The following is a 14,941-nucleotide window of genomic DNA, read 5'->3' on the forward strand; positions in this document are numbered from 1 at the left end:
CTATTTGTCCTTTTTCGATGTGACCAGTCGCAACAGCGCTTCGGCCATGGCGTTCTTTGGAGCGGGCTCCTGCGCCGCCGGCCCGGGTTGGGCCTTGGTCTGTTTCGTGGTGCCAGCTGCGTCGGATCCCGTCTCAGGGGGCCTGTCGCGCTTGTCGGCGGATTTTGTCTTCTTGTGGCCGTTTGCGGGCGGCGAGAGGATCTGGCTATAGTCGCTCATGAACCGTCCCAGGTCGCCTTCCAGAAGGCTTGGGGCGGCCTTTGCAATGGCATCCATCTCAGGCTCTAGCCATTCGCGGTCAACCTTGGCAAAGTCCCCGAGTACCCACTGGGTCACACGCTCGCGCCCTGGATGGCCGATGCCCAGACGGACCCGGTAGAATTCGTTGCCAATATGGGCGCTCGTCGAGCGCAGGCCATTGTGCCCGGCAACGCCGCCACCCAGCTTGGCTTTGACTTTGCCCGGAGCTAGGTCCAGTTCGTCGTGATAGACGAAGACGTCCTTTGGCGCAATCTTGTAGAAGCGGCAGGCTTCGGCCACGGCGCGTCCGGATTCGTTCATATAGGTGGATGGCTTGAGCAGCAGGGCCTTGTGGCGGCCGATCTGGCCTTCACATACCTCGCCCTGAAATTTGCGCCGCCATGGGCTGAAATTGTGCTGACGGGCGATCTCATCAATTGCCATGAAGCCGATATTGTGGCGATTGGCGGCATATTTGGGTCCGGGATTTCCAAGTCCGACGAGCAGATACATGGATTGTCCTCCCGAACCCCTGTCTTGTTACGATCCATCGTTAAGTGGATCCGTGGCCTCAGAGCTGATTATTCAGCTTCGGTAGCTTCGACTTCTTCACCCTCTTCACCTTCTTCCGGCTCGTTGAAGCCAGCAGGTGCTGCGATGGTGGCGATGGTGAAGTCACGATCGGTAATGGTCGGAACCACGCCTTTGGGCAGGGTCACTGCAGAAACGTGGATCGAGTCACCGATGTCAGCGTCCTTGAGGTCAACGACGAAGGATTCTGGGATCTCGGTTGCCGGGCATTCCACTTCAACTTCGCGACGAACGATGTTGAGGGCGCCACCGCGTTTCAGACCCGGGCAGATTTCATCATTGATGAAATCAACCGTAATACCGACGGTGATCATGGTGCTGCGGGAAACGCGCAGGAAGTCGACGTGAATCGGGAAGTCGCGCACAACATTGAGCTGATAATCACGCGGGATCACGCGCATTTTCTCGCCTTCGACATCAACGGTGATGACGTGGGACAGAAAGCCGCCCTTCTGGATCTGGAGCTGTGTTTCCTTAAAAGGAATAGAGATCGAGACAGGTTCTTTTTTGTCGCCATAGATTACGGCAGGAACGCGGGCCTCGCGGCGCAATGCACGAGCGGCCCCCTTACCAACCCGATCACGGCGCTCTGCTTTGAATTCAAAGTCAGCCATTTGGAATTCTCCTAAATAATAGAAAAAGGCCGATTGTTCGGCCCATTTGCTGCAACTCCTCCAAGGGTGTAGAGGCAGCTTCGAGGGCTTATAGGCCATCAGGCAGGGGAAGGCAAGCAGGTTTGACGCAGAAATGAGCGCTTTTTCGCCGATGATTAAGGGGGCTGAGCTTTGGACGAGGGCGACGGAGTGCTGCTATTGCGTTGGCGTGATCTGGCGCGCGGCTAGGAGGGTGGGTTTGCGGATGGTGTGGATGGCTCCTGCACTATCGGCGTTTAAATGCGTCATACTGCAGTTGTCATAAACTGTGTGAGAGGAGCCCCCAATGGAAGTTGCAACAATTGGCCTTGATTTGGCGAAGAAAGTTTTTCAGGTTCACGGTATCACTGATAACGGAGAGATTGTCTTCAATCGAACTTTACGTCGATCCCAAACTCTCATTTTCTTTGCGGGTCTTGCACCATGTTTGGCAGGAATTGAAGCCTGCGGGACTATGGAGAATTTTGTGCCCTGGCGTGGTAACTCTAATATGAGGAGACCCACGTATGAGCATCGACAAAGCCCTTTTGGATCATCTGATGGAAGGCCGCAAAGCGGGCGATCTGTTCGGAGAGGACGGGATTCTGCAAGAACTGACCAAGGCGCTGGCCGAACGAGCCCTGAGCGCCGAACTGGACGAGCATCTGACCGAAGAACGCGCCGATGCGCCGCCTGAAGGCGCGAACCAGGCGCCAAATCGTCGCAATGGCCGCAGCCAGAAGACGGTGACCACCGACAGCGGGAAGGTCATTCTCGACATTCCCCGTGACCGCAACGGCAGCTTTGATCCTCTGCTGATCGCCAAGTATCAGCGCCGCTTTCCCGAGTTCGACACCAAGATCATCAGCATGTACGCGCGCGGGATGACGACCCGCGAGATCCAGGGGCATATCGAGGATATCTATGGTATAGAGGCGTCCCCGAGCCTGATTTCGGCGATCACCGATGCCGTGATGGAGGAAGTGACCGCCTGGCAGAACCGCCCGCTGGAACCGTGTTATCCGATTGTGTTCATGGACGCGATCCGGGTCAAGATCCGCACCGACGGCGTGGTTCTGAACAAGGCGGTTTTTGTGGCCCTGGCTGTTCTCCCGGACGGCACCCGCGACGTTCTGGGGCTTTGGTTCCAGGCCAATGAGGGTGCCAAGTTCTGGGCTAAAGTTCTCAGCGATCTGCGCAACCGTGGCGTTCAGGACATTCTCATCGCCGTCGTGGACGGTCTGAAGGGCTTCCCCCAGGCCATCGAGGCAGCCTTTCCTCAGACCCAGGTCCAGACCTGTATCGTGCATCTGCTGCGCCATTCCATGAGCTTTGCCAGCTACAAGGATCGCAAGGCCGTCGCAGCGGTTCTTAAGGCTGTCTACACCGCTGTGGACGCGACTGCGCTGGCGGAGTTCGAAAACAGCGACCTTGCCGCCAAATACCCGGCAATCGCGCCGAGTTGGCGCCGGGCCTGGAACGAGGTGATCCCGTTCCTCGACTATCCGCCCCAGGTGCGCAGGCTGATCTACACCACGAACGCCATTGAAGCACTGAACTCGAAAATCCGCCGGGCCGTTCGCTCCCGCGGGCATTTCCCCAGTGACGAGGCAGCTGCGAAATTGATTTATCTCGCCCTGAATGCTACTTCTGTGGAATGGAAACGCTCCGTGCGCGAATGGCACTCAATGAAAAGCCAGTTCGCAATAATGTTCGAAGATCGTTTCCAAATGGCGTAATCAAAGCGCCAGGGCACAAAATTCTGCATAGTCCCAAGCCTGCGGAACCAGTCATCACTGGGCGCGCGAAATTCGTAAATTGGGCCACCACGTCAAACTGATCCCACCTGTTTACGTCAAGCCATACGTCAAGCGTGGTAAATCAGATGCTGTCGATGCCGCGGCCATTTGTGAGGCTGTCACACGGCCAACAATGCGATTTGTTGAAGTGAAGACGCCGGAACAACAAGCGATACTTGCTGTTCACCGAACACGCGACCTCATCGTTAGGCAACGGACTCAGACCATCAATATGCTGCGGGCACAGCTTGCAGAATTTGGTATCGTCTTACCTCAAGGTATCTATCATGCGCTACAATTTGCCAGGGACTGCGGTAATGTTGGACCGTCCAACCTGCCAGAGGAGCTGCAGAGGTTGTTATCGATTTGTGCGATCAATTGCTATTCCTACATGCGAAGATCTTACGTCTTTCTCGGCATATGACGCAGATTGCCAAACGTGAGGAACGCGTTGCACTGCTACGGACAATACCAGGGGTCTGTCCTATCACTGCCTCAGCGATTGTCGCAACAATCGGCAATGGCGAACAGTTCAATAATGGTAGAGAATTTGCCGCTTGGTTAGGGCTGACCCCGCTCAATAAATCAAGTGGCGGAAAAGAACGCCTGGGCCATATCTCGAAAATGGGTGATCAATACATACGGCGTTTGTTGGTCTTGGGCACGACGTCTCGTATTCGGTCCATCAGGTCGGAGCCTGAAAGGTTTGATCCATGGTTTGCGGAAATCCTGTCACGCAAGCCAAGCAGGTTGGCCGCAATTGCTATGGCCAACAAAACGGCCCGAATGATCTGGGCTGTCCTTACCCGAAATGAACCATACACAGTGAGGAATGCTTGACTTAAAAACCCAAGAATATGAGTTTGCAAGACCAATGAAGTGATGGAACTTTGTCAGCCCCAAAACCAAGACGCCCCGTGCTTTGTCCTGAACGCTTGCTGTTCGATGTGCGGAATGGGACTTGGTTAGTGGAAACCATCAGGGCCAGCGGCCATCTGTGTCGCGTCAACAGGCCGGACACAAGACTGCTTCTGACAATGGAAAACACCAAATAGGACTTGCAAATAGAGAGCCATCCACACAGGACAAAGCTGATAGAGCATCGTATGCCTGTGCTCTATCAGCTTTGTGGGTAGTTAACTCATAAGACGAAATGCACTCAGAGAATTCAAAAAAGCCATTCCGCAAGAATGGGGTATGAGCCTATCCAGTTTTCATTGACAATGAAATCAAGATATACCAACGCACTTGCCAAGAAAATTTATACCAAGGGCGTGAAGTTCTGACTCTTTAGGGATTCCATTTTTAGCACTGGCGTGATTCAACATGGCAAAGGAGATTTTGCCATGTCTGCCGCTTTGATTCTTAGCGATGCTTTTGACGCCGATAGTTTGCGCCGTCTTGCCAAAGGATGCCGCAATGCCAAACAGAGCCGCCGCCTACTGGCCATTGCGGCTGTCTATGACGGCATGAACCGTGCTGATGCCGCCAAAGTCGGCGGTATGGACCGCCAGACTTTGCGAGATTGGGTTCTTCGCTTCAATGAGCAAGGCACCGATGGTCTTGTCGACATCAAAGCAACCGGCGCTCCCATGCGCTTGAGCCCAGAACAGCTCGAAGAGTTTGTTGCTATCGTTGAAACCGGTCCTGATCCTGAGAAGGACGGCGTCTCTGTCTGGCGTAGCCAGGATCTGGTGCGTGTGATCCAAGAGCGGTTTGGGGTCTCCTACAAGGAACGTGGAGTACGGGATCTTTTGCGCCGCATGGGGTATGTGCGCATATCTGGTCGACCTCAACATCCAGAACAAAAGCCTGAAGTCATTGATGCTTTCAAAAAAACTTCTCCGCAACGTTGGCAGCGCATGTAGGCCATTTGCCAAAGAACAAGCCCATCGAGATTTGGTGGCAAGATGAGGCTAGGCTTGGTCAGAAGAATGGACTGGCCCGACTATGGGCAAAAAAGGGAACCAGACCACGTCTGCCAGCCGATCAGCGATATAAAAATGCCTATCTGTTCGGTGCAATATGTCCAGCGCGTGGCGTTGGCGCGGGATTGATGATGCCTTTTGCAAATACACAGGCCATGCAAATGCACCTCGAAGAAGTCTCAAGGACAGTGGCGCGCGGCGCTCATGCCGTGGTGCTGATGGATCGTGCCGGATGGCATACGACAAGCAGACTCAACGTGCCCAAGAATATCACCATCCTCCTGTTGCCTTCCAAATCACCGGAACTGAACCCAGTTGAGAATATTTGGCAGTATCTGCGCGGTACCTTCCTGTCCAATCGGGTCTTCGAAGACTATGCCGCCATTCTTGATGCTGGTTGCCAAGCATGGAAGAGCCTCTCCGCCAACCCAACCATCATCCATTCAATAGGTATGAGAAAATGGGCTCAAGAAGGTCAGAATTAAATGCCGTTGGTATTAGTCAGCTGTGGAAAGTGGGGTGAATTCAGAAGAACTCAGTGCTTTGTCCAGATACTCCAATGTGCGCGCAATTTTCTCTTCCTGGCGATTGATCGATTTTTGGATTTTGGCTACTCAGCTCGTGATTCCGCTTTTCAACCGCAGCCGCAATTGTGCAATCCATAAGACCTGTAGCCAGTGCCAGTGTGATTTGACTTTGAAATTTTTTTGGACTCTTGAAGAAGGTAAACCGCCTTACCTTTGCGAGGGTAAAGATATTCAACGATGACCCGGCGATCGAAAAGAACCTGTTCATTTTCCAAGATTAGCGTTGGCGCCTTTCCAAGCGAGCAGTTGTTCATCATGTCCACGATTATTCACGATTTGCATCTCATCTTGAGATTCCAGATTTAGCAAGGAAACAGCAATTCTAGCGGCTCTGGCATACGGAGAAGTCTGACTAATTTTTAGTTTCATCATGGAAGGCTCGCAACTCAGCTAAGCAGTAAAAAAAGACAGATTGGTTTGGGCAGAGCTATAGGTGGATCTGGACGGTTCGGCAAAATGTCACAGGACCTTTTTACATAAGCGAATATATTGAAAAACAGAGCAGCATACACAGGCAGTCCGTCAGAAATGCACCGAGAAAGCAGAATTTCGGTAAACCACGATCGTTCGCGCAATAAATTTCAGAAATCTGCGCGCACCAATGCATCACCCAAAAAAGACAGAAACCCCTCCTCCTCCTGATGACATAGAAATTATCACAGCGCGATGCACCACCGCAATGCGACATAATTTCATAATCCGTAGATTAGGATTGTTCTAAGCAGTTGATTCAAGCTGTTCGTATTTCACATAGATGTTTGCAGCTGTCTTGCATCACGCTCAAGAACTCAACTTCAAAATGTAAGTTTAAAGGGGCTAATCCTGAGCGCCTATCTGGAGGACCAATGACCCGACTTTCAATTACCCTGCTTGCAGGTACGGCTTTTCTTATTGCACCGCAAATTGCCGTCGCTAACGAGCTTCTCGAAGAGGCCCGTGATTATTTCAAAGCAATCCCGTCTGTTGTTCCAGCAGTCAAAGACAATGCTGTAACCGGCGAGAAAATAGAACTTGGTAAAATGCTGTTCTTCGAACCGCGCCTTTCTTCCTCTGCGCTGATTTCCTGTAATACCAAGGGCGTGAAGTTCTGACTCTTTAGGGATTCCATTTTTAGCACTGGCGTGATTCAACATGGCAAAGGAGATTTTGCCATGTCTGCCGCTTTGATTCTTAGCGATGCTTTTGACGCCGATAGTTTGCGCCGTCTTGCCAAAGGATGCCGCAATGCCAAACAGAGCCGCCGCCTACTGGCCATTGCGGCTGTCTATGACGGCATGAACCGTGCTGATGCCGCCAAAGTCGGCGGTATGGACCGCCAGACTTTGCGAGATTGGGTTCTTCGCTTCAATGAGCAAGGCACCGATGGTCTTGTCGACATCAAAGCAACCGGCGCTCCCATGCGCTTGAGCCCAGAACAGCTCGAAGAGTTTGTTGCTATCGTTGAAACCGGTCCTGATCCTGAGAAGGACGGCGTCTCTGTCTGGCGTAGCCAGGATCTGGTGCGTGTGATCCAAGAGCGGTTTGGGGTCTCCTACAAGGAACGTGGAGTACGGGATCTTTTGCGCCGCATGGGGTATGTGCGCATATCTGGTCGACCTCAACATCCAGAACAAAAGCCTGAAGTCATTGATGCTTTCAAAAAAACTTCTCCGCAACGTTGGCAGCGCATGTAGGCCATTTGCCAAAGAACAAGCCCATCGAGATTTGGTGGCAAGATGAGGCTAGGCTTGGTCAGAAGAATGGACTGGCCCGACTATGGGCAAAAAAGGGAACCAGACCACGTCTGCCAGCCGATCAGCGATATAAAAATGCCTATCTGTTCGGTGCAATATGTCCAGCGCGTGGCGTTGGCGCGGGATTGATGATGCCTTTTGCAAATACACAGGCCATGCAAATGCACCTCGAAGAAGTCTCAAGGACAGTGGCGCGCGGCGCTCATGCCGTGGTGCTGATGGATCGTGCCGGATGGCATACGACAAGCAGACTCAACGTGCCCAAGAATATCACCATCCTCCTGTTGCCTTCCAAATCACCGGAACTGAACCCAGTTGAGAATATTTGGCAGTATCTGCGCGGTACCTTCCTGTCCAATCGGGTCTTCGAAGACTATGCCGCCATTCTTGATGCTGGTTGCCAAGCATGGAAGAGCCTCTCCGCCAACCCAACCATCATCCATTCAATAGGTATGAGAAAATGGGCTCAAGAAGGTCAGAATTAAATGCCGTTGGTATAACACCTGCCACAATCTGGGCATGGGTGGAGATGACAATCTGGAAACCTCCATCGGCCACGGCTGGCAGAAGGGTCCACGCAACGCACCAACGGTCCTGAATGCGGTCTTCAACTTAGCTCAGTTTTGGGACGGCAGAGCTGAAGATCTCAAGGCCCAAGCCAAGGGACCGGTTCAAGCCGGGGTTGAAATGGCCAGCACGCCAGCACGCGTTGAAGAAACTCTTAAAAGCCTGCCCGAATATGTGACACGCTTTACCGATGCGTTCCCGGGGGAAGAAAACCCGGTTAGCTTCGACAATATGGCAAAAGCCATCGAAGCCTTCGAAGCAACCCTCATCACTCCCCATTCCCGCTTTGACCAGTTCCTTGAAGGCAACACCAAAGTGATGAATGATCTGGAACAGGAAGGTCTGCGCCTCTTCATCGATACAGGATGTGCCTCATGCCATGCTGGGGTCAATCTTGGTGGTGAAGGCTACTATCCGTTTGGTGTGATAGAGAAGCCCGGAGCAGACATTCTACCAGAGAATGACAAGGGCCGTTTTGCCGTTACCAAAACTGCCGATGAGGAGTATGTCTTCCGCGCCGGTCCACTGCGCAATATCGCGCTTACAGCACCCTACTTCCATTCCGGCATGGTCTGGGATTTGGAACAGGCTGTTGCTATCATGAGCACTAGCCAATTGGGTGAGGAACTCAATGATGAACAGATCAAGGCCATCACAGCTTTCCTCAAGACCCTGACAGGCGAGCAGCCCAAGATTACCTATCCGATCTTGCCGGTTGAAACCAAAACAACCCCGAAACCGGAACCCATGATCGCTCGATAGGCAGCATATCGTCAAGAATGAGAGATCCCCAACAAAGGGGAGCCAAACCACATTTCCCCTTCCAGGGACCTCTGGAAGGGGCTTTTGGGCATTCAGGCGAAACATACCATTCCTTTAAGATGAGGCTGCTTTGCGGCTAACTTGCCTGTGAATGACAACTTTGGCCCAAAAAATAGTCGCCCTAGGTCTGCTAATGTTCCTTAGTTTTCAATGTCTCAAATGGGCGAATCCCGTTGAAAAACTCACCTTTTCTAGTCGGGTTTCAGGTATTCCAAGAATAGACGAATGAGATTGCCTCACGCCGTTTGCGGCTTTGGTCCGCCTGGGAAGAGCTTTGCAAGTTTTCTGAGGTTCTGGGCGGTTGCTGCTAGGAGGAATTCGTCATTGGCTCCATTGGGACCTCGTAACCTGAGCCGCCTGAGGCCCAAGATGCGTTTGAGATGGGCGAACAGCATCTCGACCTTCTTTCACAGCTTGCATGAGATGGCATAATCTTCGGTTTTGGCTATGTCGCGGGCCATCTGGCGAGCGCCTTCATATTTTGAACGCAGAAGCCTGCGCGGAGCTCCCTTTGGACAGCATTGTTGCCTGAGGCCACAGGCTTCGCAGTCTGCTTTTGCTGCTCCATATTTGACAAAATCAAGGTCACTTTGATCCGCACGAACGGTCTGGAACTTTCTGCGATTTCTGAGCAGTTGCTTGCCTGCCGGACAGATATAGGAATCCGTCTCACGCTCATAAACAAAGTCTTCCCGCGAGAATGTTCCATCATCGCGTTTCGATTTGTCCCTTCTCGGCGGCGCTTCGCTTGCCTGCCAGGCAATGGAACACTGGAATATGCGGTTCAATTCCCCAATCATAGACCACCCATGCCAGCATCTCTGCCGCCCCATCGGCAGTATCAGCTATCAATCGCTCCGGCCAAAGACCAAACCTCTCATGTGTGCGTTCAATCATGGTCCGCGTGGCATAGGTCTCGCCAGTTCGCACTGAGCGGCTGGCCTGAACATCAACGATGATCGCGTGATCCGTATCGATAAGATAATTGTTTGAATAGGCAAAGAAAGCTGGTCCATGACGGGCCGCTGTCCATTGACTTGATGGATCAGAGTGTGAAGTGAATTTGGGAACGACATCTGTCGCCGCGCCGAAAGCCTCATCATCCAGAGCAAAGAGATAGTCCTTGACCGCGCGAGAGGCAATCTCTGGATTGATCTTGTCAGGATCCCAATCTTCCTTGGCAGTAGAATTCTGTTTGTTGGCATCGGCCTCGATGAGACTGGCATCCCTCGCAAAGTGCTCACCACCAACGACACCCTCTTCAATGCAACGGGCAACCACTGCCTCGAATACCACCCGTAGCAGATTGCTTTCACGGAAACGACCATGTCGGTTCTTCGAGAAAGTCGAATGGTCTGGAACGGGATCGGTCAGATCCAGCCGACAAAACCATCGATAAGCCAAATTGAGATGAACCTCTTCGCAAAGACGCCGCTCGGAGCGGATACCATTGATATAGCCGACCAGCAGCATCCGGATCATCTGTTCTGGATCGACCGAGGGGCGGCCTGTGTGGCTATAGAATGGTTGGAGATGGTCACGGACAGATGTCAGATCAACGAAGCGATCAATAGTCCGCAGAAGATGATCCTGAGGCACGTGCCTCTCAAGTGAAAACTCATAAAATAGCTCGGCTTGCTGATTCTCTCGACGCCCCATCATCGCTTTCAATCCCCCATCCCATGGGAAGATTGAATCAGCATTCTTGCCGCATCGCAACATTAGTTTTTCAACAAAATTGGGCGGGAAACTGCCTTACGTTTTCGGAAAGGCTTCGAGACGGCAATAAAAAAGCCCGGCCGGATGGTCGGGCTTTTGTGTTTCCAATGGTGTTCTTCGAGCTCTCGGCGCTTTGCGTTGCAAAGACGCCTGCCGCTGATGGTGCGGAGATTGCCGCGCTACCGTCGGCATTTGGCCAAGCCAAATGCCTTAGTCAAACAAAGACGAAACCGACTGTTCGTTGGCGGTGCGTGAGATCGCTTCGCCGAGCAGGTTGGCGACGCTCAAAACGCGGATGTTGTGGGCGTTGAGGATGGCCTCGGTGGGCTGGATGGAATCGGTGATGACCAGTTCGCGCAGCTTGGAGGCGGTGATGCGGGCCACCGCGCCGCCAGACAGGACGCCATGGGTGATGTAGGCGGTAACCGACGAGGCACCCTTGTTCATCAGCGCTTCGGCGGCGTTGCAAAGGGTTCCGCCAGAATCGATGATATCGTCAACGAGGATGCAGTTTCGGCCCGACACGTCACCAATGATGTTCATGACTTCGGATTCGCCAGCGCGTTCGCGGCGTTTGTCGACAATGGCGAGCGGTGCGCCAATGCGCTTGGCAAGGGCACGGGCACGAACCACGCCGCCGACGTCAGGCGAGACCACCATCACGTCTTCCACTTCGTTGCGCTCCAGAATGTCCCGCGAGAGGACCGGTGCTGCATAGAGGTTGTCGGTGGGAATATCAAAAAACCCTTGAATCTGCGCGGCATGCAGATCAAGGGTCAAAACACGGTCAGCGCCGGCATGGGAGATGAGATTGGCTACCAGTTTGGCGGAGATCGGGGTGCGGGGGCCGGGCTTGCGGTCCTGACGGGCGTAGCCGAAATAGGGGATGACGGCGGTGATGCGGCGCGCAGATGCACGGCGAAGGGCGTCGATCAGGATCAACAGCTCCATCAGATGGTCATTTGCCGGATAGGACGTTGACTGCACCACAAAGACATCTTGACCGCGGACATTTTCGTGGACTTCGATGAAAATTTCCTGATCAGCAAAGCGTCTTACGGAAACATCACTGAGCTCGATACCGAGATATTCCGCAATGCGTTTGGTGAGGGTGGGATTGGAATTGGCGGCGAGAAGTTTCATGAACCTTGTGCCCTGTCGCTTCGCATAGTTGGGGGAGCCATTGGTGGGGTCTGCTCCGATGCGACCCTGTGACAGCGCCTTGTAACCACGGATTCCGGGCAATGTAAAGTTTCAGTGACGGGGTTGCGTCAATATTTTGCCAATATTCAGCGCGTTCGGCTTTTCATGCACTATGGCGCATTGGTCGAGGCACTTTAGCGCCTCGACGGGTCATGGCTGGACCGGAGCTGTCAGGCTCGGGTTTCTAGATGCTAGCATGCCAGCTTTTCAGCTTGGCTGCGGTATCAACGGCGACCTCATCCAGCACGGGCCCCTTGACGCTCGCCCACGGGTCCGAGCCAACCATCGGGGTCTTCTTGGAGCCGGTGATGCGATTGATGCGCTTGCCTTGGGCGTTGAAGATGTCCCACACATAGGAGACGATGCAGTCATCGCCGGATTCACTGGCCGAGAAATAGCCCTTGATGCGATGGGTCACTTTGGAATCCGAGCGGGCAACAACGGGTAGGGACTGCTGGGCGACCCTGAGGCCAAGGGCCGCTGAGAGTTCACGCGCGACTGTTTTGGGCGCGCCAACCATCGGTTCGAAAGTCAGTACGGCTTCCGATGCAGGGGCCTTGTATGTCTGCGGCGCAAGCTGGGTCTGTGTTGCGGGGACGGAAGAGGCTGGCGGGAGCGTGTCTGTTCCCTCGGAGTCAGCGAGGGCCGTGGCCGGGGTGTCCGGAGCCTCGTCCGCAGGGGGCAGATTTTCCACGATGGAGGCTGGCCCCGTCCCGATCTTGCCCGGTGGTGTGGGGGAACCGGTGCCTATGCAGCCAGTCAGCGCAAGAATGAGAAGAGCGCTGGTTCCTGCCTTGCCGATTGGTCGCTTCCATAGTCTTAGCATGTTCGATTGTTGCTCCGCATCTGTGATTCGCAGTGTGTCCCCGCCGGATAAACCTATCACGGCGGCTGACCATGATGCAGTCCCTGGCCTCGATTTGGGACTGCGATCCTGTCATTTGTTATATTTTACTAATTACTCGCCGGGGGCTTACGGGTTTTCACCTTTGATTGGTTCTGGTGCGATGTCTGCCCGCATGACCCTAGCGAGTGGCAAGGTCGAGCGGCAGCTCCGACAGAGGTTCGGGGGCGCCGTCCGTCGTCAGATAAGTCTGGCCGAGGCTCATGGCGACGTTTTCATTGCTGTCCATCAGATTGACCTGCGCGAACAGGGTCATGTTCGGACTGACGAGATTCTCATTGCCGCGATAGATCAGTGGCCAATCCATCCAGCTTGGAGCGAAGGACGCGCCGACGCTGTAGCCGCAGGCGTTGAGCCGAAGTTTGTTGGCACCCATGTCATCGACAACATGTGCGTGGGTGTCGAAGATCTCCCCGATCATGTGTCCAGGGGTCATGGCGCTTTCCATGGCCTGCAGGGCTCGCATGGCTATCTTGTAAAGCTCGCGATGGCGCGGCTGGGGGCGTCCGATGATGATGGTACGGGAGGCTGGCGCATGGAAATGGCGATAGACCCCGGACCATTCGAGGGTGAGCTGATCCTGCGCGTCGAGCAGTCGTCGCCCGGTGTTGTAGCGGCAGAGCAGGGCTTCCTCGCCCGAACTGACCACAAAGTCATTTGCGGGATAATCGCCCCCGTTCTCAAGGATCACGCCCTGCAGGGTTGCGAGGATCTTGCTCTCGTCCGCACCGGCCGCAATGAGCGGCAAGGTTTCCTTGTAGGCCAAGTCGGTGAGTTCGCCAGCTTTGCGGACAAAGGCGATTTCGGCGCCCGACTTGATGGCACGCAAGGGCGGGATAATGCGGGATGCGTCCTCGGTATCGGCAAAGGAGCGCAGGGATTCATCCAGCGTTCTGCCATCCTTGGCCGTCAGCCCGTGGGCGTCATACTCGATGCCGATCTTGCTGCCCAACATGTCCAGATCATCCAGCAGACCGCGCAGCTGCATGGCCGGGGAGGCCTTCTTCTTGATCCGGTCGGACCAGATATGGACGTTGTCGATGTTGGATGTCAGCTTGGCCTGAAGCACGTCTGCCGAACGGGTCAGCAAGTCTGTCTGGCCTCCCTTTCTCAGAACCAGACACTGGAAGAGATTGAAGCCGGTGGTGTCATAGCCGGTCAACCAGTACATGGTCTCCTGAGAGAAGAGCAGCAGTGCATCCAGTTTACGGTCGGCCATCTTTGCCAGGACAGAGGCCTTCCGGCCCTCATATTCATCCGGCGAAAAGTGTAGCGCCATTCATGTGCTCCTTGCTTGTCGAACCTTTAGAACTGACGATGTCTCTTCGGGTCGTGACGTCGAGTGTATCAGATCACGGTGATTGCCGATATCTGTCGTCCATAATCGGGCTCCCTTTGATGAGTCGAGCGCCGATAGCTGAAAAACTGATCCTCTAGCGCGTAGGTGCAGCGGTCAAGGCTGATCGCCGTGCCGACGCCGCTTGCCTGCAGCTTTGAGAGAATGAAGGCGGGCAGGTCGAACTGGACATGCCCCTCCCGTTTGCCGTCCGAGAAGAAGCGTTCATAGGCGGCTTCCCGAGCGGTGAACCGGTCCTTGAACCCCAGATCCACCTCATAGTTCGGGCGGGAGATGGTGGGCCCCAGAATTGCCGTGATGTCGCGTTTTGTCGCGCCCAGCTCTTCCATGCGACCAAGGGTCGATTCAATGACGCCGTCAAATGCGCCGCGCCAGCCCGCATGAGCGGCTGCGACCACACCCGCATTGGGGTCCGCAAACAGAAGCGGGCCGCAATCGGCAGTGAGAATGGCGACGGCAAGGCCCCGTTTCGCGGTGACCAGTGCGTCGACCTTGGGAACGGTTGTTCCTGCAAAGGGAGCATCGATGATGAGAGCTTCGGGGGAGTGAACCTGATGAGCGGTGACCAGATTTCCTTCCGTCACGGTCATGGCCTCTGCCACCCGGGCCCGGTTCTTGCGGACCTGTTCATGATCATCATCCGATCCGTAACCACAATTCAGGCTTTGATAGCTTTCACTGGAGGTGCCACCGTTGCGCGTGAAGAAACCGTGCTGGATGCCGGTCAGTTCGGAAAGGGCTGGATGCTCGATGCGCATGGGGACTTTCTGAAATCCTGCTGTGTGTTGCGGTGTCGGGTGGTCCTGTGGGCGCGGAGCGCCGCAGCCGTAGCAAGAGAAGTGTTGAGTGTCCGTTTGAT

Annotated in this window: 12 protein-coding genes and 4 pseudogenes; 8 read left to right on the forward strand and 8 right to left on the reverse strand. The window is 54.3% G+C overall.

All coding sequences use genetic code 11. From position 1 onward, the window contains the following. Both pth and CPH65_RS08580 read right to left on the reverse strand, forming a co-directional pair. Positions 1 to 753: an aminoacyl-tRNA hydrolase gene (pth, locus tag CPH65_RS08575; RefSeq protein WP_096173110.1), complete on the reverse strand. Its 753-nt coding sequence runs from the start codon at positions 751 to 753 to the stop codon at positions 1 to 3. A 68-nt stretch (positions 754 to 821) separates the two neighbouring features. After that, complete coding sequence (locus tag CPH65_RS08580; RefSeq protein ID WP_096173111.1) at positions 822 to 1,445, reverse strand: 50S ribosomal protein L25/general stress protein Ctc; 624 nt, start codon at positions 1,443 to 1,445, stop codon at positions 822 to 824. Between the two features lie 325 nt (positions 1,446 to 1,770). On the opposite strand from CPH65_RS08580, the pseudogene CPH65_RS24500 reads away from it, so the two are divergent. The 5 genes and pseudogenes from CPH65_RS24500 to CPH65_RS08605 all read left to right on the forward strand — a co-directional run. Continuing rightward, positions 1,771 to 1,935: pseudogene (locus CPH65_RS24500) on the forward strand (IS110 family transposase); the annotation flags it as partial. A 55-nt stretch (positions 1,936 to 1,990) separates the two neighbouring features. Then, positions 1,991 to 3,202: an IS256 family transposase gene (locus CPH65_RS08590; RefSeq protein ID WP_096173112.1), complete on the forward strand. Its 1,212-nt coding sequence runs from the start codon at positions 1,991 to 1,993 to the stop codon at positions 3,200 to 3,202. Positions 3,203 to 3,281: 79 nt separating this feature from the next. Further along, on the forward strand, positions 3,282 to 3,686 hold the full coding sequence (locus CPH65_RS24990; RefSeq protein WP_157747575.1) for a transposase: 405 nt from the start codon (positions 3,282 to 3,284) through the stop codon (positions 3,684 to 3,686). Beyond that, positions 3,620 to 4,102 (forward strand): annotated as a pseudogene (locus CPH65_RS24995) (IS110 family transposase); the annotation flags it as partial. The gene CPH65_RS24990 and the pseudogene CPH65_RS24995, both read left to right, overlap by 67 nt. Before the next feature lie 506 nt (positions 4,103 to 4,608). Further along, a protein-coding gene (locus CPH65_RS08605) for an IS630 family transposase (RefSeq protein WP_096171592.1) occupies positions 4,609 to 5,675 on the forward strand; the annotation gives its coding sequence in 2 pieces (ribosomal slippage) (positions 4,609 to 5,113 and positions 5,113 to 5,675; 1,068 coding nt in all). Between the two features lie 306 nt (positions 5,676 to 5,981). On the opposite strand, the gene CPH65_RS23820 is transcribed toward CPH65_RS08605, so the two are convergent. Next, the gene (locus CPH65_RS23820) at positions 5,982 to 6,149 is read right to left on the reverse strand and encodes a hypothetical protein (protein ID WP_157747577.1); all 168 of its coding nucleotides are present in this window, start codon (positions 6,147 to 6,149) and stop codon (positions 5,982 to 5,984) included. Between the two features lie 473 nt (positions 6,150 to 6,622). Between CPH65_RS23820 and CPH65_RS24260 the strand changes: the two genes are divergently transcribed. From CPH65_RS24260 to CPH65_RS08625, 3 genes and pseudogenes are all read left to right on the forward strand, one after another. Beyond that, a complete protein-coding gene (locus CPH65_RS24260; RefSeq protein ID WP_197703986.1) occupies positions 6,623 to 6,868 on the forward strand; it encodes a cytochrome c peroxidase in 246 nt (81 codons plus the stop codon). A 60-nt stretch (positions 6,869 to 6,928) separates the two neighbouring features. Then, positions 6,929 to 7,995 (forward strand): IS630 family transposase gene (locus tag CPH65_RS08620; protein WP_096171592.1). Its coding sequence is split into 2 segments (ribosomal slippage): positions 6,929 to 7,433 and positions 7,433 to 7,995, totalling 1,068 coding nucleotides; the frame shifts between segments, so codons are not numbered across the junction. Positions 7,996 to 8,008: 13 nt separating this feature from the next. Then, a pseudogene (locus CPH65_RS08625) lies at positions 8,009 to 8,839 on the forward strand (cytochrome-c peroxidase); the annotation flags it as partial. Between the two features lie 296 nt (positions 8,840 to 9,135). Here the strand turns inward: CPH65_RS08625 and CPH65_RS08630 are convergent. The 5 genes and pseudogenes from CPH65_RS08630 to pgeF form a co-directional block, all read right to left on the reverse strand. Continuing rightward, a pseudogene (locus tag CPH65_RS08630) lies at positions 9,136 to 10,561 on the reverse strand (transposase). Between the two features lie 267 nt (positions 10,562 to 10,828). Beyond that, positions 10,829 to 11,761, reverse strand: a complete 933-nt coding sequence (locus CPH65_RS08635) for a ribose-phosphate pyrophosphokinase (protein WP_096176311.1) — start codon at positions 11,759 to 11,761, stop codon at positions 10,829 to 10,831. 244 nt (positions 11,762 to 12,005) lie between these two features. After that, the gene (locus tag CPH65_RS08640) at positions 12,006 to 12,647 is read right to left on the reverse strand and encodes a hypothetical protein (RefSeq protein WP_096173116.1); all 642 of its coding nucleotides are present in this window, start codon (positions 12,645 to 12,647) and stop codon (positions 12,006 to 12,008) included. A 199-nt stretch (positions 12,648 to 12,846) separates the two neighbouring features. Continuing rightward, a complete protein-coding gene (locus tag CPH65_RS08645; protein WP_096173117.1) occupies positions 12,847 to 14,004 on the reverse strand; it encodes a Xaa-Pro peptidase family protein in 1,158 nt (385 codons plus the stop codon). A 68-nt stretch (positions 14,005 to 14,072) separates the two neighbouring features. Then, positions 14,073 to 14,840: a peptidoglycan editing factor PgeF gene (gene pgeF, locus CPH65_RS08650; RefSeq protein WP_096173118.1), complete on the reverse strand. Its 768-nt coding sequence runs from the start codon at positions 14,838 to 14,840 to the stop codon at positions 14,073 to 14,075. Between the last annotated feature and the right edge of the window lie 101 nt (positions 14,841 to 14,941).

Source organism: Cohaesibacter sp. ES.047 (genome assembly GCF_900215505.1).
In the GTDB taxonomy this organism is placed as follows: domain Bacteria; phylum Pseudomonadota; class Alphaproteobacteria; order Rhizobiales; family Cohaesibacteraceae; genus Cohaesibacter.

What these genes read in the sequence shown, in the direction of transcription:
- pth (WP_096173110.1), bottom strand. Translation starts at nt 753, where the DNA reads ATGTATCTGCTCGTCGGACTTGGAAATCCCGGACCCAAATATGCCGCC.
- CPH65_RS08580 (WP_096173111.1), bottom strand. Translation starts at nt 1,445, where the DNA reads ATGGCTGACTTTGAATTCAAAGCAGAGCGCCGTGATCGGGTTGGTAAG.
- CPH65_RS08590 (WP_096173112.1), top strand. Translation starts at nt 1,991, where the DNA reads ATGAGCATCGACAAAGCCCTTTTGGATCATCTGATGGAAGGCCGCAAA.
- CPH65_RS23820 (WP_157747577.1), bottom strand. Translation starts at nt 6,149, where the DNA reads ATGATGAAACTAAAAATTAGTCAGACTTCTCCGTATGCCAGAGCCGCT.
- CPH65_RS24260 (WP_197703986.1), top strand. Translation starts at nt 6,623, where the DNA reads ATGACCCGACTTTCAATTACCCTGCTTGCAGGTACGGCTTTTCTTATT.
- CPH65_RS08635 (WP_096176311.1), bottom strand. Translation starts at nt 11,761, where the DNA reads ATGAAACTTCTCGCCGCCAATTCCAATCCCACCCTCACCAAACGCATT.
- CPH65_RS08640 (WP_096173116.1), bottom strand. Translation starts at nt 12,647, where the DNA reads ATGCTAAGACTATGGAAGCGACCAATCGGCAAGGCAGGAACCAGCGCT.
- CPH65_RS08645 (WP_096173117.1), bottom strand. Translation starts at nt 14,004, where the DNA reads ATGGCGCTACACTTTTCGCCGGATGAATATGAGGGCCGGAAGGCCTCT.
- pgeF (WP_096173118.1), bottom strand. Translation starts at nt 14,840, where the DNA reads ATGCGCATCGAGCATCCAGCCCTTTCCGAACTGACCGGCATCCAGCAC.